Source organism: Bacillus sp. FSL K6-2865 (genome assembly GCF_040311405.1).
Taxonomy (GTDB): Bacteria; Bacillota; Bacilli; order Bacillales; family Bacillaceae; genus Bacillus; species Bacillus velezensis.
This window is the reverse complement of the sequence record NZ_CP152036.1, coordinates 553,474-577,255: the sequence shown is the minus strand read 5'-3', so window position 1 is coordinate 577,255 and position 23,782 is coordinate 553,474. Positions and strand designations below refer to the sequence as shown.

26 protein-coding genes, 2 pseudogenes and 1 riboswitch are annotated in these 23,782 nt (G+C 43.1%); of the genes and pseudogenes, 12 read left to right on the top strand and 16 right to left on the bottom strand.

Annotated features, from left to right (window positions below; translation table 11 throughout):
* Window positions 1–110: 110 nt before the first annotated feature.
* The 5 genes from NYE42_RS02880 to NYE42_RS02860 are packed head-to-tail and all read left to right on the top strand — an operon-like array spanning window position 111 to window position 2,428.
* Window positions 111–356, top strand: coding sequence for a hypothetical protein (locus NYE42_RS02880; RefSeq protein WP_015416919.1), 246 nt, complete (start codon window positions 111–113; stop codon window positions 354–356).
* A gap of 17 nt (window positions 357–373) precedes the next feature.
* Window positions 374–742, top strand: a complete 369-nt coding sequence (locus NYE42_RS02875) for a spore coat protein (protein WP_003156070.1) — start codon at window positions 374–376, stop codon at window positions 740–742.
* 18 nt (window positions 743–760) lie between these two features.
* A complete protein-coding gene (locus NYE42_RS02870) occupies window positions 761–1,897 on the top strand; it encodes a zinc-dependent alcohol dehydrogenase (RefSeq protein ID WP_014417028.1) in 1,137 nt (378 codons plus the stop codon).
* A gap of 18 nt (window positions 1,898–1,915) precedes the next feature.
* Window positions 1,916–2,113 (top strand): hypothetical protein, encoded by a 198-nt coding sequence (locus NYE42_RS02865; protein ID WP_015416916.1) that lies wholly within the window; start codon window positions 1,916–1,918, stop codon window positions 2,111–2,113.
* A 15-nt stretch (window positions 2,114–2,128) separates the two neighbouring features.
* Window positions 2,129–2,428 (top strand): spore coat protein, encoded by a 300-nt coding sequence (locus NYE42_RS02860; protein ID WP_014417026.1) that lies wholly within the window; start codon window positions 2,129–2,131, stop codon window positions 2,426–2,428.
* 65 nt (window positions 2,429–2,493) lie between these two features.
* Here NYE42_RS02860 and NYE42_RS02855 read toward each other — a convergent pair whose 3' ends face one another.
* On the bottom strand, window positions 2,494–3,882 hold the full coding sequence (locus NYE42_RS02855; RefSeq protein WP_241457930.1) for a PLP-dependent aminotransferase family protein: 1,389 nt from the start codon (window positions 3,880–3,882) through the stop codon (window positions 2,494–2,496).
* Between the two features lie 126 nt (window positions 3,883–4,008).
* On the opposite strand from NYE42_RS02855, the gene NYE42_RS02850 reads away from it, so the two are divergent.
* A complete protein-coding gene (locus tag NYE42_RS02850) occupies window positions 4,009–4,893 on the top strand; it encodes a DMT family transporter (protein WP_015416914.1) in 885 nt (294 codons plus the stop codon).
* Between the two features lie 77 nt (window positions 4,894–4,970).
* On the opposite strand, the gene NYE42_RS02845 is transcribed toward NYE42_RS02850, so the two are convergent.
* The gene (locus NYE42_RS02845; RefSeq protein ID WP_021495037.1) at window positions 4,971–5,549 is read right to left on the bottom strand and encodes a TetR/AcrR family transcriptional regulator; all 579 of its coding nucleotides are present in this window, start codon (window positions 5,547–5,549) and stop codon (window positions 4,971–4,973) included.
* 258 nt (window positions 5,550–5,807) lie between these two features.
* Here NYE42_RS02845 and NYE42_RS02840 point away from each other — a divergent pair, with 258 nt between their 5' ends.
* Both NYE42_RS02840 and NYE42_RS02835 read left to right on the top strand, forming a co-directional pair.
* A complete protein-coding gene (locus NYE42_RS02840; protein WP_040238504.1) occupies window positions 5,808–6,998 on the top strand; it encodes an MFS transporter in 1,191 nt (396 codons plus the stop codon).
* Between the two features lie 197 nt (window positions 6,999–7,195).
* Window positions 7,196–7,558, top strand: a complete 363-nt coding sequence (locus NYE42_RS02835) for a hypothetical protein (protein WP_040238506.1) — start codon at window positions 7,196–7,198, stop codon at window positions 7,556–7,558.
* 36 nt (window positions 7,559–7,594) lie between these two features.
* Here NYE42_RS02835 and NYE42_RS02830 read toward each other — a convergent pair whose 3' ends face one another.
* The gene (locus NYE42_RS02830) at window positions 7,595–8,215 is read right to left on the bottom strand and encodes an FMN-binding negative transcriptional regulator (RefSeq protein WP_020955398.1); all 621 of its coding nucleotides are present in this window, start codon (window positions 8,213–8,215) and stop codon (window positions 7,595–7,597) included.
* A 117-nt stretch (window positions 8,216–8,332) separates the two neighbouring features.
* On the opposite strand from NYE42_RS02830, the gene NYE42_RS02825 reads away from it, so the two are divergent.
* Window positions 8,333–9,715, top strand: a complete 1,383-nt coding sequence (locus tag NYE42_RS02825) for a PLP-dependent aminotransferase family protein (RefSeq protein WP_352426743.1) — start codon at window positions 8,333–8,335, stop codon at window positions 9,713–9,715.
* A gap of 30 nt (window positions 9,716–9,745) precedes the next feature.
* Here NYE42_RS02825 and NYE42_RS02820 read toward each other — a convergent pair whose 3' ends face one another.
* Together NYE42_RS02820 and NYE42_RS02815 are read right to left on the bottom strand one after the other, a co-directional pair.
* Window positions 9,746–11,035 (bottom strand): Na+/H+ antiporter NhaC family protein, encoded by a 1,290-nt coding sequence (locus tag NYE42_RS02820; RefSeq protein ID WP_199022385.1) that lies wholly within the window; start codon window positions 11,033–11,035, stop codon window positions 9,746–9,748.
* A gap of 223 nt (window positions 11,036–11,258) precedes the next feature.
* The gene (locus NYE42_RS02815) at window positions 11,259–11,666 is read right to left on the bottom strand and encodes a MerR family transcriptional regulator (protein WP_352426742.1); all 408 of its coding nucleotides are present in this window, start codon (window positions 11,664–11,666) and stop codon (window positions 11,259–11,261) included.
* A gap of 159 nt (window positions 11,667–11,825) precedes the next feature.
* Between NYE42_RS02815 and NYE42_RS02810 the strand changes: the two genes are divergently transcribed.
* Window positions 11,826–12,875: an NAD(P)-dependent alcohol dehydrogenase gene (locus NYE42_RS02810; protein WP_251257293.1), complete on the top strand. Its 1,050-nt coding sequence runs from the start codon at window positions 11,826–11,828 to the stop codon at window positions 12,873–12,875.
* Window positions 12,876–12,933: 58 nt separating this feature from the next.
* Here the strand turns inward: NYE42_RS02810 and NYE42_RS02805 are convergent, their stop codons facing one another.
* The 8 genes from NYE42_RS02805 to NYE42_RS02770 all read right to left on the bottom strand — a co-directional run bounded on the left by NYE42_RS02805 (window position 12,934) and on the right by NYE42_RS02770 (window position 19,537).
* Window positions 12,934–13,896, bottom strand: a complete 963-nt coding sequence (locus tag NYE42_RS02805; RefSeq protein WP_342497218.1) for an arsenic resistance protein — start codon at window positions 13,894–13,896, stop codon at window positions 12,934–12,936.
* A 188-nt stretch (window positions 13,897–14,084) separates the two neighbouring features.
* Window positions 14,085–15,323, bottom strand: coding sequence for an HAD-IIA family hydrolase (locus NYE42_RS02800; protein WP_015416907.1), 1,239 nt, complete (start codon window positions 15,321–15,323; stop codon window positions 14,085–14,087).
* An 8-nt stretch (window positions 15,324–15,331) separates the two neighbouring features.
* Window positions 15,332–16,150 (bottom strand): bifunctional hydroxymethylpyrimidine kinase/phosphomethylpyrimidine kinase, encoded by an 819-nt coding sequence (gene thiD, locus NYE42_RS02795; protein WP_040238514.1) that lies wholly within the window; start codon window positions 16,148–16,150, stop codon window positions 15,332–15,334.
* A gap of 14 nt (window positions 16,151–16,164) precedes the next feature.
* Window positions 16,165–16,923 carry a class I SAM-dependent methyltransferase gene (locus NYE42_RS02790; RefSeq protein ID WP_007409545.1) on the bottom strand — a complete coding sequence of 253 codons (759 nt, stop codon included), beginning with the start codon at window positions 16,921–16,923 and terminating at the stop codon, window positions 16,165–16,167.
* Complete coding sequence (locus tag NYE42_RS02785) at window positions 16,920–17,930, bottom strand: thymidylate synthase (RefSeq protein ID WP_040238515.1); 1,011 nt, start codon at window positions 17,928–17,930, stop codon at window positions 16,920–16,922. Before NYE42_RS02785 ends, NYE42_RS02790 begins: the two co-directional genes overlap by 4 nt.
* Complete coding sequence (locus tag NYE42_RS02780) at window positions 17,927–18,391, bottom strand: hypothetical protein (RefSeq protein WP_012116917.1); 465 nt, start codon at window positions 18,389–18,391, stop codon at window positions 17,927–17,929. Before NYE42_RS02780 ends, NYE42_RS02785 begins: the two co-directional genes overlap by 4 nt.
* A 77-nt stretch (window positions 18,392–18,468) precedes the next feature.
* A riboswitch (TPP riboswitch) is annotated at window positions 18,469–18,572 on the bottom strand.
* An 87-nt stretch (window positions 18,573–18,659) separates the two neighbouring features.
* Window positions 18,660–19,040, bottom strand: coding sequence for a hypothetical protein (locus NYE42_RS02775; protein WP_040238516.1), 381 nt, complete (start codon window positions 19,038–19,040; stop codon window positions 18,660–18,662).
* Between the two features lie 56 nt (window positions 19,041–19,096).
* Window positions 19,097–19,537 carry a dihydrodipicolinate synthase family protein gene (locus tag NYE42_RS02770; protein ID WP_352426741.1) on the bottom strand — a complete coding sequence of 147 codons (441 nt, stop codon included), beginning with the start codon at window positions 19,535–19,537 and terminating at the stop codon, window positions 19,097–19,099.
* Between the two features lie 194 nt (window positions 19,538–19,731).
* Here NYE42_RS02770 and NYE42_RS02765 point away from each other — a divergent pair, with 194 nt between their 5' ends.
* A complete protein-coding gene (locus NYE42_RS02765; RefSeq protein ID WP_233162018.1) occupies window positions 19,732–20,259 on the top strand; it encodes a DinB family protein in 528 nt (175 codons plus the stop codon).
* 102 nt (window positions 20,260–20,361) lie between these two features.
* Here the strand turns inward: NYE42_RS02765 and NYE42_RS02760 are convergent.
* A pseudogene (locus NYE42_RS02760) lies at window positions 20,362–20,603 on the bottom strand (GNAT family N-acetyltransferase); the annotation flags it as partial.
* 173 nt (window positions 20,604–20,776) lie between these two features.
* Between NYE42_RS02760 and NYE42_RS02755 the strand changes: the two are divergent.
* Window positions 20,777–21,118: a YxeA family protein gene (locus NYE42_RS02755; RefSeq protein WP_061861892.1), complete on the top strand. Its 342-nt coding sequence runs from the start codon at window positions 20,777–20,779 to the stop codon at window positions 21,116–21,118.
* A 446-nt stretch (window positions 21,119–21,564) separates the two neighbouring features.
* On the opposite strand, the pseudogene NYE42_RS02750 reads toward NYE42_RS02755, so the two are convergent.
* Both NYE42_RS02750 and NYE42_RS02745 read right to left on the bottom strand, forming a co-directional pair.
* Window positions 21,565–22,603, bottom strand: a pseudogene (locus tag NYE42_RS02750) (NAD(P)/FAD-dependent oxidoreductase).
* A 63-nt stretch (window positions 22,604–22,666) separates the two neighbouring features.
* Window positions 22,667–23,608 carry a cation diffusion facilitator family transporter gene (locus tag NYE42_RS02745; RefSeq protein ID WP_352426740.1) on the bottom strand — a complete coding sequence of 314 codons (942 nt, stop codon included), beginning with the start codon at window positions 23,606–23,608 and terminating at the stop codon, window positions 22,667–22,669.
* Window positions 23,609–23,782 lie beyond the last annotated feature (174 nt).

The following is a 23,782-nucleotide window of genomic DNA, read 5'->3' as shown; positions in this document are numbered from 1 at the left end:
CCTCTTTTTTTGACTCTCCGCTTTTTCTGATAAACAAAATTTGTAAGACTAGACCTCTTTTCTCAGGGGAAATTAACTACGTATTTCTACAAGGGAGGTTTCAGACGATTATGGATAAGCGTGAATTAGCGGCTCACGAGTCGCTGGACTTACATGAAATCATTAACTTCAAGACGCTTTGTGTCGCGAAATCCAAGCTCATGCAAGGGCTTGTGTTTGATCAGGATCTGAAAACGTTAATGGAAAAAGACGTTCAGCAAGCCTCTCAAGACCTTGCTGATCTGCAGGCGGTTTATGAACGGGCAACGTTTCAGGCCCCCGTTCCTCAAAACCGGCCGACTTCGATCATCAATTGAAAGGAAGGTAAGCATCATTGAATCATGACCATTTAGATCCGATCAATTCATTACATGTCCCTGAACTTGCGGATATGACATTCGCAATGGATTTTCTCATACGCGCCAAAGAAGGCGTCAGAAATACCGCCGTCGCTTTAACAGAAACCGCTTCACCTGATGTAAGAGCTTTGCTGCGCAAACAGCTCATGCAGGGAATCGCGATGCATCAGGAGATAACAGACTTGATGGTCAGCAAAAAGTGGTTTCACCCGCATGATCTGAGCGAACAGTATAAATTGGATCAGCTCTCTGCGAAAAATACCCTCATGGTCGGAAATATGAACCTGTTTCCCGTTGAAACAAACAGAAAAGGGATGTTTGACCGCACACCTGATGAACACTAACACTGGAGGTATTACAGCATGAAGGCCGTAACGTATCAAGGAGTGAAAAACGTCGTTGTCAAAGACGTGCCTGATCCGAAGATTGAAAAACACGATGACATGATTATAAAAGTCACAAGTACGGCAATTTGCGGATCAGATTTACATTTAATCCACGGACTCATCCCGAACTTGCAGGAAGACTACATCATCGGCCATGAACCGATGGGCATCGTGGAAGAAACCGGTCCCGGCGTGACGAAAGTCAAAAAAGGCGACCGCGTCATTATTCCTTTTAATATCGCCTGCGGAGAATGCGTTTATTGTAAAAATCACCTGGAAAGCCAATGTGATCAATCAAATGAGAACGGCGATATAGGCGCTTATTTCGGCTATTCAGGAAATGCCGGCGGCTATCCGGGAGGACAGGCGGAGTATTTGCGCGTTCCATTTGCGAACTTTACCCATTTTAAAGTTCCCGAAACATGCGAAGAACCGGATGAGAAACTGAGTGTTATTTCCGATGCGATGACAACCGGCTTTTGGAGCGTTGACAATGCCGGCGTAAAAGAAGGCGATACAGTTATCGTTCTCGGCTGCGGGCCCGTGGGCCTTTTCGCTCAAAAATTCTGCTGGTTAAAGGGAGCAAAACGCGTAATAGCCGTAGACTATGTCAACTACCGTCTCCAGCATGCGAAACGGACGAATAAAGTGGAAATCGTGAACTTCGAAGACCACGAAAATACGGGCAGCTACCTGAAGGAAATCACCAAAGGCGGCGCCGACGTTGTCATTGACGCCGTCGGCATGGACGGGAAAATGACAGACCTTGAGTTCCTCGCCAGCGGATTAAAACTTCAGGGCGGGGCGATGAGTGCATTGGTCATCGCGTCCCAAGCGGTGCGAAAAGGCGGAACGATCCAGATTACGGGCGTGTACGGCGGCAGATACAACGGGTTTCCCCTTGGCGATATCATGCAGCGAAACGTCAATATCCGATCAGGACAAGCTCCCGTCATCCACTATATGCCGTATATGTTTGAACTGGTGTCAACCGGCAAAATTGATCCGGGCGATGTTGTAAGCCATGTCATTCCGCTCAGCGAAGCGAAGCACGGCTATGAGATGTTTGACACGAAAACAGATGATTGCATAAAAGTTGTACTCAAACCTTAGAGAACGGAGGCTACAGAAATGACCAGCGCCTTACATGAATTACTTGAAATTCAGGAGATGGCTTCTTTTAAGTCACTTTGTCTGACGAAATCTAAAACCATGAAAGCGCTCGTATCCGATCCGCAGCTGAAAGAAATCATGCAGCAGGATGCGGATACATCAACAAGGCAATTGCAGGAATTTGCCTCAATTTTATCTGATGCACAGCATGAATGAGGAGATGAATGACGAATGAATCCGATTATTGAATACTTGACGGGAATGAATGCACTGACAGACCAAATTGTCGCAATGGATTTATTGAATTCGGCAAAAAGCGGTGTCAGAAACTATGCGATGGCGGCGACGGAAGCCGGAACGCCTGAAGTGAAAGCGATCCTCACCCGGCACTTAGAAGAAGCCCTTGACATGCACGAGCAAATCTCACGCTATATGATGGAAAAAGGCTGGTATCACCCGTGGAACACAAATGAACAAGTCCGACTCAATTTGCAAAATATTGATACTGCGCTCCGCCTGCCCGTCCTATAAATCGTTTTGCTGCTGAGACTGCACCCCTGACTCAAGCTTCAGTATTTCAAACTGTGAGCTGCCTTTTACAGCGCCCAGGCGGCTCTCAGTTTTTTTATGCCTTCTTGTATATCGGTTTCAGAAACCCCCGCGAAACCGAGAGAAACTGTTTTTTCAGGGACCTGTTTTTGATAGGTAAGAGACACGGGATAGATTTTGACGCCTTGTTCCTCCGCCTTTTCAATCAGCTCTTTTTCGCTGAAAGGCAGATGAACGTCAAGTAAAATCCGCAGCCCGGAATTTTCTCCGCGAATCCTGACGTATTGTCCCAGCTCGCGCCGCACGGCCTCTAATAATACCGCTCTTTTTTTCCGGTACAGCTTTCTCATTCTGTTAATATGTTTCTGCCACTCTCCGCTTTTGATAAATTGAGCCAGCGTCAGCTGACTGTGGCAGGAGACGGTCTGTTTATATAAAGAAGCGATTTCCCTGCCTTTTTCGATAAGCGGCAAAGGAAGAATCATATAGCTGATGCGCAGCGAAGGAAGCAGAGATTGGGAAAACGTTCCCATATAAATGACACGGTGATGCTGATCAAGCCCCTGCAATGATGGGATCGGCTGGCCGTTGTATCTGAATTCTCCGTCATAATCATCTTCTATAATGAACGATTGATGTTCCTCCGCCCATTTCAGCAGCTGAATCCTTCTGTTTACCGGCATAATCGTTCCTAACGTAAATTGATGAGAAGGCGTGACATATACAAGACGCGGCCGCTCTTCATTCAGCTTCCGGATACAGACTCCTTCATCATCGACGGGTATCGGAATGATCTTCATGTGATTGACTTTAAAAATCTCCCTCGCTCTCGGATAACCCGGATCTTCATATCCGATGGATAGATTTACTTCAAATATTTTGCACAGCATTTGCAAAAGAGCAGGGTTCCCGGCGCCGACTATCACTTGTTCAGGAAGACAATTCACGCCGCGCGACTGATATAAGTACTCCGAAATGAGCGTTCTCAATTCAAGCTCGCCCAAATCATCCCCGGGCCGATACAGCTCATGCCCGTATTGATCTAAGCTTGCAACCATGCTTTTGCGCCATGCCGAAAAGGGAAAATGAGCGGCATCCACAGTGCCGTAGTGAAAATCAATCCATTGGCAGTCTTCCTTCGCCTTTGTTTGAACAGGCGAAGCGCCCGGCTTTTTCACATAGACGGCGTCCGAGTCATAATCGGCAAACCATCCGCTTCTCGGCTTACTGACAATATAGCCTTCGGCGGCAAGCTGTTCATAGGCCCGCTCCACAGTCGTCTGACTGATGGAAAGCTGACTTGACAAAAGCCTTTTTGAAGGAAGCTTCAGTCCTTTAGGAAGACGGCCCTGATGCATATTTTCCTTAAAATGCCGATAAAGCTGCTGATAAATCGGAATATTCAGATCTCTATTTAAAAATGGCGTGATATCCATTTTTACTCCCTCCAAACTGGCATTCTTCTTTTTATAAAAACTGGCCATTTGTATAAGGCCAATTTCAGTTTATAGTCATTATAAACTTTGAAAATGGGTTTAGAAATATATATTGGAGTGATTGGAATGAAGAAAGCCGCAAACGGCTGGATTAACGGATTTATCGGCGTGCTCATTTTCAGCGGCTCGCTTCCTGCGACCCGCTTGGCTGTAGCGGACTTTGACCCGGTTTTTCTCACCGTATGCCGCGCCGCGATAGCCGGTATATTGGCAGGCGCTCTGCTCCTCATTTTTCAGGAGAAACGCCCTGCTAAAAGCGACATCATTTCACTAATAACAGTAGCGCTCGGCGTCGTGATCGGTTTCCCGCTGCTTACAGCCTTAGCGCTTCAGCATGTCACATCCGCTCATGCCATTGTCTACATCGGGCTTCTCCCGCTTGCGACGGCGATCTTCGGCGTACTGCGAGGAGGCGAACGGCCCAGGCCGGTCTTTTGGATTTTCTCGGCTGCCGGCAGCATCCTCGTAGCCGGATATGCTCTGCTGCAAGGAGGAGAATCCTCTCCGCTCGGTGATACGTACATGATCGCTTCGATTATCGTGTGCGGTCTCGGTTATGCTGAAGGCGCCCGCCTCTCCCGGCGGCTTGGCAACTGGCAGGTGATCTCTTGGGCACTCGTTTTATCGCTTCCCCTTATGTTCATCCTGTCTTTCTGCTTCATGCCGGACTCATGGTCAAACATCGGCGCGCCCGCACTGCTCAGTCTTGCATATGTCTCAATATTCAGCATGCTGATCGGCTTCGTATTCTGGTATCGCGGACTCGCCCAGGGAGGCATCGCCGCGGTCGGACAGCTGCAGCTTCTGCAGCCTTTCTTCGGACTGTTACTGGCCGCCATGATTCTCCATGAAAAAGCAGGATGGGAACTTGCGGCGGTGAATGCCGGCGTTATCGCTTGCGTGGCGGCCGCCCGGCGGTTCGCAAATCAATCAGAAAAGGCCGAACAATGAACTTGTTCGGCCTTTTCATTATATTCCGCCCATAGGGAGCAGAAGTCTGTATCTCTTTCACATGATCCGGGTATTTTTCAGGCAGGCTGAACTCCCTTAAACGCACTCATCACCAGATCATGCACATAGGAATCATTCACCTCATCACCTGTGATCAACAGACGATAGAAAATCGGTCCGTAAATGAGATCGATGCTTACGTCAATATCAAGATTCTCTCTTAATTCACCTTTTTGAATTCCCTTTTCCAGAAGGCCTTTCGCTTGGAGGCGGCGGGGCTGGAAAAATCGCGTGCGATATTCTTCCGCCAATTTTGCATCCAGCTGCCCCGCACCGATTAATTCCTTAATAACGGTTCCTTCCCGGCTCGTCAAAAACCTTGCTAAATTCGTGGCGTGGGTCAATATATCTTGCACTGTTGATCCTGTATCGGGCACAGGCAGTCTGTCCGTAGCGGTCGAAAGAAAGCTGTCCATGATAACGGCAGCCTTGTTTGACCACCATTTATAAATCGTTGCCTTACTTACTTTGGCACGCTCAGCAATTTTATCGACTGTCACCGCGTCAAAGCCATTTTCCAACAATAGATCATAGGCTGCAGAAAGAATCGCCTTATGTGTTCCTTCATCGCGCGGCCGTCCTCGTTTACTCTGCACATGAATCATTCCTTCCCGAATTATAAACGATACGTTCAGTATACTTAACCTGTATAAAAAAAGAAAACAGAAACCCATTTACAAAACTGAACGTTTAGTATATTATTTGTTTATAATAAAACTAAACGTTTAGTTTACAAAGTAACCTGAGGGAAGTCATGATGAAATGCAGACTCCTAAAGCCTCTGCGTAAAGGAGATGAATCAGCAAATCATTTATCAAGCATCATAAAAACCACTTAAAAAGGAGTTCATTCATATGGCTAAAGAAAACAAACAGACAGCAGATCAGGGAATTTCAGCTGGTTTAACCCTTCTACTCGCAACTGCATGCGGAATCATTGTCGCTAATCTTTATTATGCACAGCCCTTGGCAGGAATCATTAGTGCGGCAATCGGGCTTTCTCCAAGCAGCGCCGGACTGATTGTCACACTGACTCAAATCGGATACGTTGCCGGCTTACTGTTTCTCGTCCCTTTGGGAGACATTATCGAAAACAAAAAACTTGTCGTTGTATCGCTCCTTCTAAGCGCAGCCGCTTTGACACTGACAGCATTTGCGAAGCATGGAACACTGTTTTTAGCCGCTGCGTTTTTCATCGGACTGGGATCCATCGCAGCCCAAGTGCTAGTTCCGTTCGCATCATACCTTGCACCGGACGCCGCACGCGGCCGGGTTGTCGGCAATGTCATGAGCGGCCTGCTGCTCGGTATTATGCTTTCCCGTCCGATATCCAGTCTGGTCGCTGATATATGGGGGTGGAATGCCATATTTGCTTTATCCGCCGCGTTAAGTGTTGTCCTGGCAATCGTCTTATCAAAAGTGCTTCCTGTCAGAAAACCAACAGCAAACACAAGCTATACCGTCTTACTCGGCTCAATGTGGAAGCTGCTGCGCACGACTCCGGTCTTACGCCGCCGTGCCATTTATCATGCGTTTGTATTTGGCGCTTTCAGCCTGTTCTGGACGACTGTACCTTTATTATTGTCCGGTCCTGCTTTTCATTTTTCTCAAAAGGCAATCGCGCTGTACGCATTAGCGGGCATTGCAGGTGCAGCGGCTGCACCGATAGGCGGCCGTCTGGCTGATCGCGGCCTGACCCGGCTTGCCACCGGAATCGCTCTCGGTGCTGTCATCGTTTCTTTATTACTCCCGCTCATGATTCAAAGCAGCTCCCACGTCGGCATAGCAGTTCTGGTGGCCGCAGCTATCCTGTTGGATATGGGTGTATCTGCCAATCTGGTACTCAGTCAGCGTGCTATTTTTTCGTTGGCACCTGAATTTCGCAGCCGATTAAACGGATTATTTATGGCCATCTTCTTTCTGGGCGGCGCTGTAGGATCATCAATCGGAGGATGGGCATACGCCTCAGGCGGGTGGAGTATCACCTTATGGATTGGAATCGCTTTTCCGGTCATCGCATTGCTTTATTTCACCACGGAGAAATAAGCCATTCACCAAAAATAAGCCGTCAGAACCAAGCTGACAGCTTTTTTTGATGTATTCTTCTTTACATCCATCCGAACAAAAAATCCGGATTCATAAAAAGATGATATTGATTCTTTACGCCCCGCTCACATAGCAGAAACGGTAAAACCATGTCATAATATGTTAAGAAATAATTGCGCCATAGGCAGGTGAAACACATGAAGAAGTATTTATATAAACACCTTTTGTTAGCTCTCGTTTCGTCCGTTTGCTTTTTATTGGTCTTTTATGTGGGTTTAAAATTGACACAGGAAGACACACCGCCGTTGTCTTCTTACCCGTTTTACCTTTTTATTTATCTTTACATCGCAGCCGGATATTTGACGGTCGGCCTTGTTTTAGCTTGTATGACTGATATCTTGAAGAACCGCTGGACATTCAATAAACCGTCTACCATTCTATTGAAACTTATCGTTTACTTACTCATACCGTATGCTATTTTTCATTCTTTCTTCATTTTAATGGCGCCATTGATTTATGTGCTGTTTGAGTCGTTATTCATCCTGAGAAAAGCTTCATAACCTGCGCATGCTGCCGGTATGTTTTTAACATGCTTGTCAGTTGTTCGCAGTGATCCGTTTGATGTTTTCTTCCATCAAGCCGGAAATGAGCTGTTCGTTTGTATGAGGAATCTGTTTGAGCTGTTGTACGACCAGCCCTTGTCTTGCAGCTGAATGATTTTGACTCAGCTTTGCTTTCCCCTCTATTTTGCTGATTTTGATTTTAAAGCCTTTTACCCCTTTGTTCATGCCTGCCAGCAATTTCGCATCGACATCCTCTAATTTGTACGGGCTGTCGGGGCTTTCGTATTTCAATACGAGATCACTCATCGACTGCACGGTTTCTTCCTCATCCAAAAGCTCCGCCTCTCCGTAAACATGAACCGCCACATAATTCCATGTGGGAACAGCCTGATTCGTCTCATACCATTTAGGCGAGATATAACAATGAGGCCCTTGAAAAACGGCTAACACGTTTTGGCCATCAATCTCTTTCCATTGGGGGTTCGGCAATGCAAAATGACCGTATAAGCATTCGTTATCCTTACTCATCATCAATGGCAGGTGGGTTGCATACGGCATGCCTCCCGCCGTTGAAAACAATGCTGCGAAACCATACTCTTTGATGACATCGCACGCTTCAGCTTCACTCAGCTGAAATGGAGCCGGAATATACATACAAAACTCTCCTCTCTGAAATGGATTGATAAAGCGCTTTCCGCTATAATAAGATATCAACTGACATTTAAAAAGATACAGTTTCAAATAAATACACATGTCAGAGGAGAACATCTGATGAAAAATATGATTTTCGCTTTCGAAAGCGACACCCCGAAATACAAACAAATTTACGAACAATTTAAAACATTGATTGAGCAGGGAAATATTCAGGCAGATGAGCGGCTGCCTTCGATTCGGGAGCTGGCAGATTCCCTGCGGGTAAGCCGTAATACAACGCTGATGGCTTATGATCTTCTTTTAGCGGAGGGATACATTCGCGGAGAAACACGCAAAGGTTATTTTGTAAATGAAGTAGAACCTTCTTTATTTCAAAAAGAAAACGATGTTGTCCACGCTGAAAAAACCGAATCAACTCAGCCGGTCCTGATTGACTTTCGCGCCGGAGCCGTCGATCAAAAGCATTTTCCTCTGAAAACATGGAGAAAATTATACAATCAAGTTTTGACATCAGAGAAAAGCTTCCTGTACGGTGAACCGTTCGGCGAGAGAGACCTGCGTGAACAAATTGCCGCTTATCTCTTGGAATCCCGCGGAGTGAAAACAGATGCGGATTCCATTATCATCGGCAGCAGCACGCAGCAGATGCTGATATATCTCAGCCGGATTCTGAAAGAAGATTTTTCGGGAATGATCGTTGAAGACCCCGGATTTGAGGGTGCCAGAGCGGCTTTTCAATTTCACGGGCTTTCTCTGGAAACGATGCCTGTCTATGAAAACGGAGCTGATTTTTCTCAATTACATGCAATGAAAGAAAAATTAATCTATGTGACCCCATCCCATCACAGCCCTTACGGCGTAAGCATGTCCATTCAGCAGCGCCAAACGCTGATCAATTGGGTGAATCATAGAGAGGGTTATATTCTTGAGGATGATTATGACAGTGAATTCCGTTATACACAGCAGCCGTTTCCCGCTCTTGCTTCCATTCAATCAGACCGGGTGATTTATTTAGGGAATTTCTCAAAATCCTTTCTTCCGGGCATCCGCATAAGCTATATGGTTTTGCCGCAGCGCCTTTTGCGCCGGTATAAAGAACGGTTTATTCATTTCGAAAGCACCGCTTCTTCGCTTAACCAGCTGACCATGGCTGAATTGATGAAGGCCGGTGAATGGACCCGCCATATTAAGCGCATGCGCATTGTTTACAGGCGAAAAATGCAGCACTTGATTTCACATGTAAAGCAGCAGTTCGGCGATCATGTGACGATCATCGGCGAGCAGTCGGGATTGTATATATTGGTGAGAGTTCACCTGAACTATACAGAAGAAACATTAATCGAACGCGCTTTTCAGTACGGAGTGAAGGTATATCCTACCGCCGTTTATTTCGTTGCCGAAAAACCCGAACCGCCGATCATAAAGCTAGGTTTCGCTCATCTCGATACTGATCAGATCACACAGGGCGTACAGCTTTTGAGAAATGCTTGGCTGTCATGAAAGAAAAAAGGCGCCGAACGGCGCCTTTTTTTATTTCGTATTTCTTGTGAATTTCGGCAGTCCAAATATGATGGCGGCGATGCCACAGATTCCGATTAAAACGGGATAGAAAGAGTATGGCAGGATGCTGACTGGTGAAATATTCCCGAATTTTCCGGCTGATAACAGCTGCGCGCCGTAAGGAATCAATCCTTGTATCATACACGAAAAGATATCCAGAATACTTGCCGATTTTCTGTTGTCGATGTTGAATTTATCAGCGATATTCTTTGCAATCGGCCCGGCTGCGATAATGGAGATCGTATTATTGGCCGCAGCCAGATTCGTCACGCTGACCAGTCCGGCAATGCCGGCTTCGGCGCCTTTTTTCGAACGGATTCGTTTCGTGATGAACTCCAGTAAAAAGTCGATCCCGCCGTTTTGTTTCATCACGCCGACCATCCCGCCGATCAGCATGGACAGGATGATCAGATCGCTCATTCCGGCAATTCCATCCGTAATCGCCTTAAAATAAGAGTCAAGCGTCAGGCTGCCGCCCGCTAATCCGATGATTCCCGTCAAAACCAATCCGCCGAATATGACAGCCATCACATTAATACCGATTAACGCAAAAACCAACACGGCGACATAAGGAAGCACCTTAATCCAGTTGTAAGATTCAGCACCCGTATGGCCGGCGTGGCCTGCCGGAATAAAAAATAAGATAATAACAGTCACAATGGCAGCAGGCAAAACAATCAGAAAGTTCGTTTTGAATTTATCCATCATTTGTGTTTTTTGCGTCCGGACTGACGCGATGGTCGTATCAGAAATAAAAGAAAGATTATCTCCGAACATAGCTCCGCCGACCACAGCCGCCATCGTAATCGCGCCGGAGATGCCAAGCTCTCCGCTCAAACCCGCGCTGATCGGCGCAACCGCCGCAATCGTGCCCATTGATGTTCCCATCGATATAGAAATAAAACAAGCAATGATAAACAGCCCCGGCAGCAAAAACTGCTGCGGAATAACGCTCAAAGCAAGATTGACAGTTGAATGCACCGCCCCCATCGCTTCAGCCGCCGAAGCAAAGGCACCTGCCAATATAAAAATCAAAACCATAATGATAATATCAGGATGTCCCGCACCGGAAGCGAACCATTCTATTTTTTGATTGAGCGATTTCTTCCGGTTAAATAACAGCGCAAAAGCTGACGCAATGATCGCGGCAATCAAGATCGGCAATTTATAAAAATCTCCGGTCACCAGACCAGAGCCGACAAAAAGCCCTACGAATAAGACTAAAGGCAATAACGCCCAAGGGTTCTTTTTATTGTTCATCTGGGTAAACCACCTCTTTTCAGCATTAAAGTCGCTAATCACAGTCTAAGCAACATTTCACACTTTAAAAGTCTGCAGTAAAAAAGTCAAGCTGAAAAAAGGATAAGTAATGATTGATAAGATAGAAAAGGCTGTTTTGTTTCCACTCTTTAGAAAATAAAAAAACCAAGGCTCGTTTCCCTTGGTACATTTCATGCGGCCCCGCGTCCGGGACACCTTCTCTTCATTCAGAAATACATTCAGCTTTCAATCTGTTTTTAAGTTTCGCTTCATTTTCAAGGATATCTTCGTAATCCTCAATCTTCCTGTTTAATCGTTTTATGGTTTCATCAATTTCCCTCTGTTTCTCCGTCAGCCTTTTCCTTTCATTTATCAGGATGTTTTTTCGGGGTTCGATCGTATGATCGGCTCCTTCAATAAATAAAGCGGTATATTCAATCAGCGCCTCCTCAATCGACAGCCCGGCACTTCTCATGCATTTTATAAATTGAATCCAATTCACATCATCTTCGTCATAATTGCGGATGCCGCTTTCATCGCGTTTTACCGGAGGAATCAGTCCTATACTTTCATAATACCTAAGCGTTGCGGCTGATAACTCAACCTGCTTTGCAGCCTGCGCAATCTTCATATTTTTACCACCCGTCCTTCATACCTTTCATAAGCGTGCCATTATAGAATATCATTTCATAAAAAAATAAACCAAACTCCTTGACTTAAAGTCCGCTTTAACATTTAAAGTAAAATCGAACAGAGGATTCATCACTTTATCTTGGAAAGGAAGATAACCATGTGCAATAATCATCCGACTCGTGTATTAAGCGCTCCGCATGCAAAAGCTAAATTTGAGCGGACAACGATTGAGAGAAGAGCATTACGGCCGCACGATATCCTGATTGATATTAAGTACAGCGGGATTTGTCACTCAGACATCCACAGTGCATTCGATGAATGGGGCGGCGGAATCTTTCCGATGGTTCCCGGACACGAAATTGCCGGAGTTGTGGAAGCCGTGGGTGAAGAAGTCACCACATTTGCCGTCGGCGACCGTGTGGGTGTCGGCTGTTTTGTAGACTCCTGCGGGGAATGTGAATACTGCCTGAACGGAGACGAACAATATTGCACAAAAGGCGTTGTTCAGACTTATAATAACCTGGACTACGACGGAAACCCTACGTATGGCGGCTACAGCCAGAAAATAGTTGTCACTGACAGATTCGTTGTCCGGATTCCGGATCAGCTGGATTTGGATGCTGCCAGCCCGCTATTGTGCGCGGGCATTACCACCTATTCTCCGCTGAAACACTGGAATGCCGGCCCCGGCAAAAAAGTGGCAATTGTCGGAATGGGCGGGCTCGGACATTTAGCCGTTCAATTTGCGCACGCTTTAGGCGCAGAGGTCACCGTCCTCAGCCGCTCAATGAACAAAAAAGACGAAGCGCTTGAATTTGGAGCCGATCATTACTTTGCAACAAGCGATCCGGATACATTTACTGAGCTGGCCGGACGATTTGATCTTATTTTAAATACAGTATCCGCGAACCTTGACGTAGATGCCTACTTATCCCTGATTCGCATTGACGGTACATTGGTAAATGTGGGAGCGCCCGCTAAGCCGGACTCATACAGTGTGTTCTCCTTAATCACGGGCCGCCGCAGCATTGCGGGTTCACTCGTCGGCGGTATTCCGCAGACTCAGGAGATGCTTGATTTCGCCGCCGAGCACGGCATTGCTCCTAAAATTGAGGTGATACCGGCCAATCAAGTTGACGAAGCGTACGAACGGGTTCTCCAAAGCGATGTCCGCTACCGTTTCGTCATTGATATTTCAACTTTATAATCGACATAAAAAACATACCAATATTTGTTGGTATGTTTTTTTCAGTTCAAATTATTTTTTATTTCAGCAGCCATCCGGGCACCGCTTTTATGTAAACCAATTCGCCTATCAATTCAACGATCGTCTGTGTGACGATAACAGCGGCGGCTAATGAGGCCCAAGCATCCGGCAGAGCCAGCGCCAACGGAAGGACTGCGAGAGAATTTCTTGTGCCCGTGCTGAAGATCAATGCTCTTCCTTCACCTGTATCCAGACGGAACGCATATGCAATAAACCGGGAGACAAACGGCATAATGAGCAGGAATAACAGATAGATCGGAATCACACGTATAATGATGCCAGCATCACTGATGACCTTTCCGATTTGTGTGGCGACGACCGCCAGTAAGAGCAGAGCCATAAAAGGAACAGGCAGCCACGCCGTCCACTCTAACATCTTTTCTCCCGCCGGCTTCTTATCAGCCCATAATTGAGTCATCACCGCCGCCAGCAGCGGCACTGCTATTAACAATAAGAATGCTTCCAGAAACGGTCCCGCATGAACAGCCCCTATCACTTCTTTCCCGATAAACAGCCACAGGTATAACGGAAGCAATACCATCTGAACGGCGAACAAAACCGGCGTGGAAGCCAGTATTAATCTCTCATTTCCTTTGCCGAGCTGAGTAAAGACGATGACGTAATCAATACAAGGTGTAAGCAATACCAAACAAACCCCTAATAATATAGGAGGAGATTGAGGAAAAATGGCGGTTAACACCCATACAACGACAGGTACAGCTAAGAAATTACCGATCAATAAAGCCGCCATAAATTTGAGGTTTGACATGGCTTCCTTCAGCTTCAAGAATGGGATTTGGGCAAACATGGCATACATGAGAACAGCGATAAGCGGTGATATCGTCCATCCCCAGCGAAGTCCTGAATCTTTTCCGGCGATCCCCGCTATTCCGCCGATTACAAGAGTCACACCATATATCCAAATTTGCTGTTTTTCTAATGTCTCTCTGGTTATTTTCATTGGCTGACACCTCTTCCCCGCCCATTATACCTTCTTTTCTGCCGCTCTTGCATTATGGTTCTGCCGGAATTAAAAAACACCAAGGGTCTGTGACACTTGGTGTTTTTGGAACGCGGCCGAGAAAAACAGGTTGAAAACCGTTAATCCTTGTAAATAACCCCCAAAAAGTATTTTTGACATACTGTTCCTTATCGAATAAAAGCATTCTCTTTCATTTCCAAAGCATCATCCAGCCATCTCGGGTGCATCGGCAAGAGATGTTCAGGTAATTCATGGATATCAAAATATCTGATTTCCATAGCTTCCTCTGTGGACTTTTTCAAAGTGCCGCCGATGACGTCACATTGAAAACAATTGGTAATAAAATGGCTGACTCTGCCGTCAGGGTATATAAAGGTTTGTGAACTCGGATCAGAATAAACGCCTATCATTTTAGAGACTTTCACCACTAATCCAGTTTCCTCTTCTATTTCTCTTATAATTGCTTGTTCAACTGTTTCACCAGGTTCCACATGTCCTGAAGGAATGCCCCATAAACCATTATCAGCACGCTTCATTAATAAAACGGAACTTGATTCTTTAATTATAATTCCAGCGACTCCGGCTTTCACTTGTTCTGTCCATTGGAAATCCGGTTTTTTCCGTACTTCTGCCTTTATTTCATTATCGAACAAGTCTTTCAGATCGCGGATCACAACATCCGGATTTCTAAAATCATGTTTTGCAGGAAATAAAGTATTTTGTTCAGAAACTAATACGGAAGTGATGCCTATTTGGTTTGCTCCGACAATATCTGTTTCAGGCGTATCCCCAATCATAACGCATCTCTCTTTATCTTCAAAAGACTCGAGTACTTTTTCAAATATTGAAGACGCCGGTTTTCCAATTATAATCGGCTCTTTAGCAGCTGCTGTTTTAACAGCCGCGACTATAGCGCCTGTCGCGGGAGCTGGTCCGTTAGCGGCAGGAAATGTTTTATCCCCGTTTGCAGCGATAAATGAAGCCCCGCAGCGGATGAGGTTTACTGCCTTATGCACATCCTGAAATGTAATATTTTGATCCCATCCAATGACAACAGCCTCCGCCTGATCTTCCGTAAGATCAATACCGGCCTTTTGAATTTCACTTTTAAGTTGGTCATTTCCCAATATATATGCCTTCTTTATTCCTTCACTGACAAGGTAATCAGCTGTTGCCCACCCCGCAGTAAACACTTCATCAATACTTGCTGAAATCCCCAGTTTATGAAGGCGTTTCACAATCGTTTCTCTTGTAACACAAGGATCATTCGTTAAAAAGCGAATGGCTTTCTTTTCTTCACGGAGTCGTTTTAAAGAGGCCACAGCTCCTGGTAAAGCTTTATCTCCTATATATATCACTCCGTCTAAATCAAATAAAAATACATCATAATTCTCGGAGATCATCATAACACTCCTTAAGCGGTTGTCTCTTGGTTAATAGTTGAGCGATACGCAAAATGATTTGTAGGGCCTTGTCCTTTCCCGATTCCTAAGGGATGTTTAATGGCTGCTGAAATGAATTCCTTTCCAGTTGCCACTGATTCCGGTATGCTGTGCTGCTTTGCCAGCTCTGCAGTTATCACAGCTGAAAACGTACAGCCTGTTCCATGAGTATGCTTTGTGTCAAAGCGGGGAGAAACAAATTCCCCGAAGTCCTCGTCAAAGTACAAAATATCACGGGCTTCTCCGTTCAGGTGCCCCCCTTTTACGACAGCACTTTTTGCCCCGTATACCTCCACTATTTCTTTCGCCGCATCACGCATCTGCTGTACAGTCTCGATTGATTTGCCGATGATTACTTCCGCTTCCGGAATGTTCGGTGTAATAACAGTTGTTTGGGGTATTAATAATTTCTTCAAATGATCAATGGCGTCCTTATGGAGCAGATGATGTCCGCTTTTAGCAATCATAACCGGATCCATCACATACGATTGAATATTTGCCTCTTTTAACTTTTCTGCCAGCAATTCAATAATTCCTATACTTGCAAGCATACCGGTTTTGACAGCATCCGGTTTTATATCATCCATGACACAGTCTATTTGCTGAGATATATTCTGAAGAGACATCTCCTCAAAACTTTTCACACCAAGTGTGTTTTGTGCAACAACTGATGTAATAACTGCCATTCCATATACCTTTTGTTCCTGAAATGTTTTTAAATCTGCGTGAATTCCCGCCCCTCCGGAAGGATCAGTCCCAGCAATCGAAAGCGCTTTATAAATATCCGTCAACTTACACTCCTCCTTCAGGCAGGTTTCACTGCTTTAAAAATGACAAAAGGCGGATATTCCTTTTCACATTTCCAATTATTAAATTGAAACTCTTTCTCTATGGCTTTTACATGCTCTTGGTCAATATCGTTTAACGTTGGTTCTGATAAAGTTACATTTTCAAAACCTGCATGAGTTAATAGTTTATAATACATTGATTTCGGCCAATGAAAATCATTTAAAATTAAATCTGCTTGTCCGGGAACATGGAGCCATTCATTTCTTTCTTCTCCGTAAGAATATTCTTTCCCCGGTATTCCATTGCGGAAGGTTGAAAATTCAATTCCGGTTGAATCAGGATTCGTATCGAGTATGACAAATGAAGCTCCTGGTTTTAACACACGAAAAATTTCATCTATGATACCTTTGATACGCTGGTCACTATCCGTATTAATAAAAACATAACAGGCCATTGCAGCATCAACTGAGTGATCTGGTAAGAAGGAAAGATTATCGTGTTCAATTAAATGATAGTCCACATGAGGATGTTGTCTTTTTGCCTTTGCTATATCTAACATCTTCCTTGATTCATCGACTGCGATCACATTGCAGCCTATTCTGTCAGCCAGCCTATAAGCTACCTTTCCTGGACCGCATCCGAAATCGAGCACCTTTTTAATCTCCGCTTTATCAAAAGTACGAAAAACAAACTCAAAACCTAACGTTTGTTCTAAAACGTCGTTATAAGCATCGAATTTACCAGCAACACTGTCTTCTTTCCATGAAGTTTTCATTGAATTTCCTCCTTTTGCTCAGTTGAGAAATAATGAAGCCACTTATTCCTGACGAAAAATTGATATACAGGAAGTAAACTTTGAAATAGAGAATGATCCATATCCCGTTTATATGCAATATGCTGGTATATACTGAAAAGGAAAAGAATCTGTTTCCAGTAATCAGGTAAATCAAGCATTTCAATATCGTTTTTTGTCATAGAAATTTGATCTTTCCTAAGTAATTCTTCGTACTTTAAGACTGTTTCAATGGACGGCCAGTTATTTCCCTCAGGCATTTTCGGAAATTCAAATTCCGGAATATCATGGTGATTTTCAGCTTCTTCAAGCACCGTTTTCGCCCATTCATGATCTGAATCATAAATATGGATTGATCCCGCATTATGAAAATATTCTCCGACTTCTACACGCAGTTCTCTGGCCATTAATTCCTGCATGAAGGTAAATGAGAAAAGATCACTGATCATTCCGCGAAAAGCATCATTTGCACGCATGACAGAAGACATGTATAATTCGCCTTCCCTCACAAAAAACTGCAAACCGATTGTGCAGGAAACATCTATATTTTCTGAAACAAAGAGTTCCGAAGCATCGAATATTTGAATAAATGCCCTTTTTGAATCAATATCTTCTTTTGTCAAAAGATTTTTTATTCTATTCCATTGATTTAGTTTTGCATTTCCGAATTCAAATATTTTAGGCCCATACGCAGTGCCTGTTAATGTTTTTTTATTCATTGAATATAAAGGCATTTTTTTATTGTAATAACTGATAAAATCTAAGTCGTTACTCCCTGATAAATACCATAACACTTCAGCAAAATTAAACACGATATTGGTTTTTCTTGAGGATAAATACGTGACACGTTCTATTGGATTTTCGAGAGTCAGATGGTAGTTTAATTGTTCTCTGCTTTTTTGTCCGCGCGGTGAATTGAAAAATTCAGGGTTGTGATAGATGTCATACAGCGTTTCCGTATATGCTTCATGAAAAGTTCTCTTTCTCATTGAGATTCCGCCTTATATGCTGCAAAGATATTTTTAATGTTCTCTAATAAATCATCTGTATCTTTATAGCTGATGTACTCAACATCCGCCACTGCATGTAACCCTTGAATTAAGAAAGCATAATCCTTGTCCTTTTCTAGAAATAGCACGATCTTTTTTTTCAAGGCGGAAGCCCATCCAATCTCTATATGTGTTCCAGGAGAAGCGGGTGATCCGGGAAATGCTGCAAAAAGGTCGCAAGTACTTATTTCATCAAAATCAATTTTAGTGCATTGAAGGGGTGTCATGAAATCTTTCCCCCACCCTTCCCGCTTGTGAGCATTATGAACCAGCCATCCTTCATTCTCAAAAAAGGAAATTAATGATTCCAGCTTTCCCCTCTCATACGTACTCATCAATCCAGTTTTCTCATCTACTAAACTTTTAAAAGGCCCTGCCAGAAAAACTTTTTTAGTCGCCACTTCATATCACCCTTTCAAAATAAATAAAGCCACTTTCCTCTATGGAAAGTGGCTTAAATATAGATAAGATAAAGAATCTCTCTAATTTTTCACTTCCCTACGCTGGTATTAACCAAATCAGGTTCAAAGGGTCAGGACGTATTGTCTCTTCTCAGCTATTAAAGCTCCCCTAGTGACTTTTTATAAATATTTACTTTAATTCTATGCTATTCCATATAAATAGTCAAACAATGACTTTCCCTTCAATATTGCAGCTTACCCACTAGTTTTAAAACCTTCCGGCCTCTTTTTTCCTGCCAACGAATAAGGTGACCACAACACTGGCTAAACTGACCAAAGTCCCCAGTACGGCAGCAAGAATTGTCAAAAAGCCATTGGGGATCAGAAATCCAATCGGAATGAGCCCCGCAAACGTGAGGACGATAAAACATTGATAGACTCCGGATATGATTCTCACAACCAAACTGCCAAAAAAGGACATGACGAATGGAGGAATGAACAAACATAAGATGATTCCGAGTGAGATCAATAAAATCATAGGCTCGTCAAAAGAAATGACACGATCGCCGGGAGACTCTTCAGCAGCCGCGAATACAGCAAATATAGACATTATCAGCGTAAGAAAAACAAGAAAAAGCCTTTTCAGCAACGTTATGACTCCTTTTTATAAAAACGGGTATCCTTTTTTTTAAGACGATAACCATTTTATGTTATCAAATGAAATAATATGAAGTCAATTGATGAATGAATAACGTAATAAACGGCTTGCTGCTGTGTCGGTCTTATATCAGGAGGAAAACCAATCCGTACAGAATCAATATTGGTTTTCTCGATGGGTTTCATCAGTTTGACGGCATCACTGGTTCTTACGGCTGAAACACCGAACATCAGTTCAACATCTTCAAATTTTCGCTGATTAACATACTCAATGATCTGAAGACGCTCATCTATGCTGAGTGAATGCTGTTCACCAGTCGTGCCGCATATGAGTAACGAATGGATACCGCTGTTTTTCAAATGTTCGACAATAAGATCAAATCCTGCTGAATATAAACGTTCATCTTCATGAAAAGGCGTAGGGATAGCAATAAAATTTGCATGAGAATGACCACCAAGTACTATTCTTGAATATCTGCAGAGTATCATATAACACTGTCTGACATTTAAAAAAGTACAGTTTCAGATAACTCAACATGTCAGATGTAAAGGCTGACACACAAAAAAGGAAAGAGAGCCTGCTTCATCGCTTCGTCCTATAGCGATTCATTCTCTGGATTGCTTGACAAATAAGAGTAATAAGGCAAACTAAATATAAAAATTGTACTAATGAGGTGGGATTTATGATTTTAGATTTAAAAGGTGAACCGCACATGGATCATCTTGTGGGAATGCTGTATTCTGCCGTTAATGAAAATTACAGCCGCTTAATATCCATTGTGTCAGACATGTCACAGCAGGAGGTCGATTATAAAGGACCAAATCAAACATACAATAGTACAGCTCAGCTAATAAGACACTTAGCATATGTTGATCTCAACTGGATATTCAGAATAAAGGGTGAACCGATACCAAAGCAGCTTGAAGAGAAGTATGGACCAATGTTAGATCAGAACAATAAGATCCCTTTCATTTCCGGTGTTTCATTAAAACAAATTCTCACTGATTATGAAAAAGTATTCAGCATGTTTAAGTCTGTTTGTTATCAGTTAACTGACGATCAACTGAATCACACAGTAGATTATGAAGCTGAAAAACAAGCAACCATTCAATGGGGAATATGGCATATGGCAGACCATAATAGATATCATCAAGCTCATATTAATCAGCTTCGCAAATGGTTTGAAGAGAAACAGAAACTTGGCTGTTAAAGCCGATTATAGGAGGAGCAAGGATAAATTTATTACAAATTCATGTTCACTGACTGCCAATCAATTAAAATGGTCAGACAAAAAATCGCTATTACATTTGCAACGTATCTTAATCCGGCCGGCGCAGTTGTTTTCAGCATAATAAAAAAAAGACCGCTTTCCCCTCTTCTTCAACGTAACTGACATCATCATCTTCATTTTTCTTAACATAAGGTTCAGCAAATCGTTCCTCGGTATATTCCACACATTGTTTTCAAATGCAGGTGCAATTCTCCCTGAAACAGCAAATGGTTGTTTGGTTTATTGAATTCTTTCATATTAAATGGAGTCATTTTAATGATCATATCAGTCTCCTTCCAAACGAGATTGCATTTACCCATTATTTGTTATTCTGCAACTGAATCATTATCTTTTATATCAGGAATTCTTACAAAAAAGTAAGGTGAGTGTAAGGTATCCGCATTTATTCGATATGCAGTGTTCACTAGAATAAGAAATATAAAAGGAGTGATGAAGAATGAAAAATATGAGCATTTTCATTATTATATTAGGCTGCCTATCGGTTTTCATATTAGGAGGCTGCGCTGATCAAGGCGCCGTGCTGGAAAGCGATTATTACGTACAAATTCACGGAAAAGCGGAAAAAAACAAAAATAATAGCAACTACGTTTACAATTTAGAAGGGTATAACGAGAAAGGTAAGAAAAAGATGGTTTCTTTCTTTGTTGAAAAGCCTTATCAAGAAGGTGACATTGTACGCGTTCCGAGGAGCTATGAGGGTTATACCGGAGAACCTGAAGCTATTAAGGCCGAGAAACTGCCTGAAAAGATCAAAGACCGATTCAACATTGAGAAATAACAGCGAGTTGAGCAGATATTTAAGTCTGCTCTCAATTTTTTACGACAGGTTCATTCGAATGCAAAATGCAGGATGGCTCCTTGGGCCACTTCTACATAAAAGATTGTGCAAATTAAGCACACCCTCCCCATTTTCTTTTTTTGGCTGGTTACAACTATCGGAAGTGACATTGACAATTCTTCTATGGTCCCAAGTAATTAATGAACTCTATAGTGGGCGGATACGTATACGGCGGGGTTTGCAGTTTTTTAACTTCTTGTTATTTGAGCTATTTCGACTTTTACTTGAAAGAATTAAATTAGAGAGTCTGAACGAGGAGTGAAGCACGCGCTCCATGTGAATCCATTTAGTTCAAACTGAATATGCGCGGACTAAAATAGTTGCACTGATGGACTTATTCAACACAAAAAAGAGCAGGAAACCCGTAAGTTACTGCTCTCCTCAGTCTATCCACCGTTCATTTGTTTTACAATGTATTCAGCATCATTTCCTACACCTTGAAGCAGCGCCGAACCTCGCCTATGCTGCCAAGGCAAACCAATAAAATACAATCCTTCCGCAGCTGAAACACCCCGGTGATGTATAATTCGGCCTTCCTTATCCAAAACACCTTCTATTTTCATCCAACAAAGCGGATTCTTAAAACCAGTTGCCCAAATGATATTGTTTACTTCTAATGAAGATGAATCTTTAAAAATGATTTCATTTTGCTTTCCGGCTATGACTCTTTGTTTTAAGATGATCTTCTTCTGTCTTATTGCATGTTTTAATTCATACCCAAATATGGGGTCGCCTTTCTTCTGAATGAACTTGCCTAATATGGATGTATGACTTGCATGTAAAACTCCTAATTTATCAAACCACCAAAAGATACTTCTTTTTCCAATCCATAAAGGGAAATAAACCGGTTTATTACTGCAAGCCAAATATGTAACTCTTTCTTTGGATAATTCAACAGCTATCTGAGCCCCGCTATTCCCGCCGCCGACTACCAGTACATTCCCAGGCGCCAGTTGTTTTGAATGTTTATATTGTGAAGAATGTAATTGATGAATATGATCGGCTACATCCCTTGATATTGATGGAATGTTAGGGGTATGAAAAGGACCTGCGGCCATCACAAGATTCTTCGTTTGATATTCTTCCCGGTTTGTTTTTATTAAGAAGATAGTTGTTTAATTTTTGGACACTTATTACTTCTGTCCGTAATTGGATCGGGATTTCAAATCTTTCAACGTATTTTTTCAGATAAGCAGCAATTTCATTTTTTGAAGGGAGTCCATGCTTGTCTCCTTCAAGCTGCATTCCAGGCAAAGAGCTGTACATTCGAGAAGTAAATAAAACCAATGAGTCATACCGGTTGTTCCAGCTTTCTCCCACTTCATGACTTTTATCCAAAATGATAAACTTTTGTTTCGACTTCTTTAGATAATATCCTACTGAGATTCCTGCCTGACCGGCTCCGCTTACTATCGTGTCGTACATATGAATCCCCCCTCCGGTTTTATCTTAATTGTCAGCAGACAAAGTGAGTCCCTATTTCCTCCTTTAATGATGATGATGGTCACGCGGATTCTCAGATTGGGCCTGACAAAGAATCGTATTGTCGTGATTATGCGCTGCTGTTTCCATTTGAATGGTTACATGTGTAATGCCTTTATCAGCAAGTTCATGTTCCATTTTGCGTAAAATACTTTCACTTTCAGAAATGGTCAGTTGATCGTTAACAACTGCGTGGCAGGAAAGAGCATTCAATCCGCTTGTGATAGACCATATGTGCAAATCATGAATGCTTTGAATTCCTTCTGTCTCTTCAATTGTATGAATGATGTCAGTGACATCGATATTTTCCGGAGTTCCTTCCATTAATACGTGAATGGAGTCTTTCGTCACATGATAACCGCTTCTCAGAACAAGAATAGCTACAATGACACTGGCCACTGGATCTGCCCAGCTCCACCCGAAAAAGATGATTAGGATCGCAGCCAGTATGGCACCTACAGATCCGAGCATGTCACTTATCACATGTAAGTAAGCCCCTCTTATGTTCAGGTTATTCTTTGTATCTCCGCCGTTCAGCATAATCCAAGCGGCCATTATATTTACAGCTAACCCGATGATACTAATCGTCAGCATGCCGGTTGTTGCTACCTCCGGCGGATGAGAGAAACGTTTGATTGCTTCATAAATGATGTAAAGGGAAATCAATATTAATGCAACACCGTTTATCACAGCTGCGAGAATCTCAAATCGTTTGTAGCCGAATGTCTTATGATGACTTGCCTTTTTTTCGGCCAATTTAAAAGCAATCAGAGCAACCATTAATGAGATCGAGTCACTCAGCATATGACCTGCATCTGACAAAAGCGCTAAACTATTGGTTAAAAAACCGCCTATCGCTTCTATTATCATATAACCTGTAATCATGATAAAAGAGATCAATAAAACCTTCTTATTGGATCCGCCAGCGTGATTGTGATTGTGACCCATAAAAATCTCCTCCTTATCTCATACACTGCATTTATTATTTCTTTTCTGTTATGAAGCATTCTAACATGGACAAAAAATAACCTTATATGATTATATGCTCATATATGAATATATAGGTTCTTTACTGAAATGTCAAAATCTTTTCAATGAAAATGTCCAATACTTTATATTGCT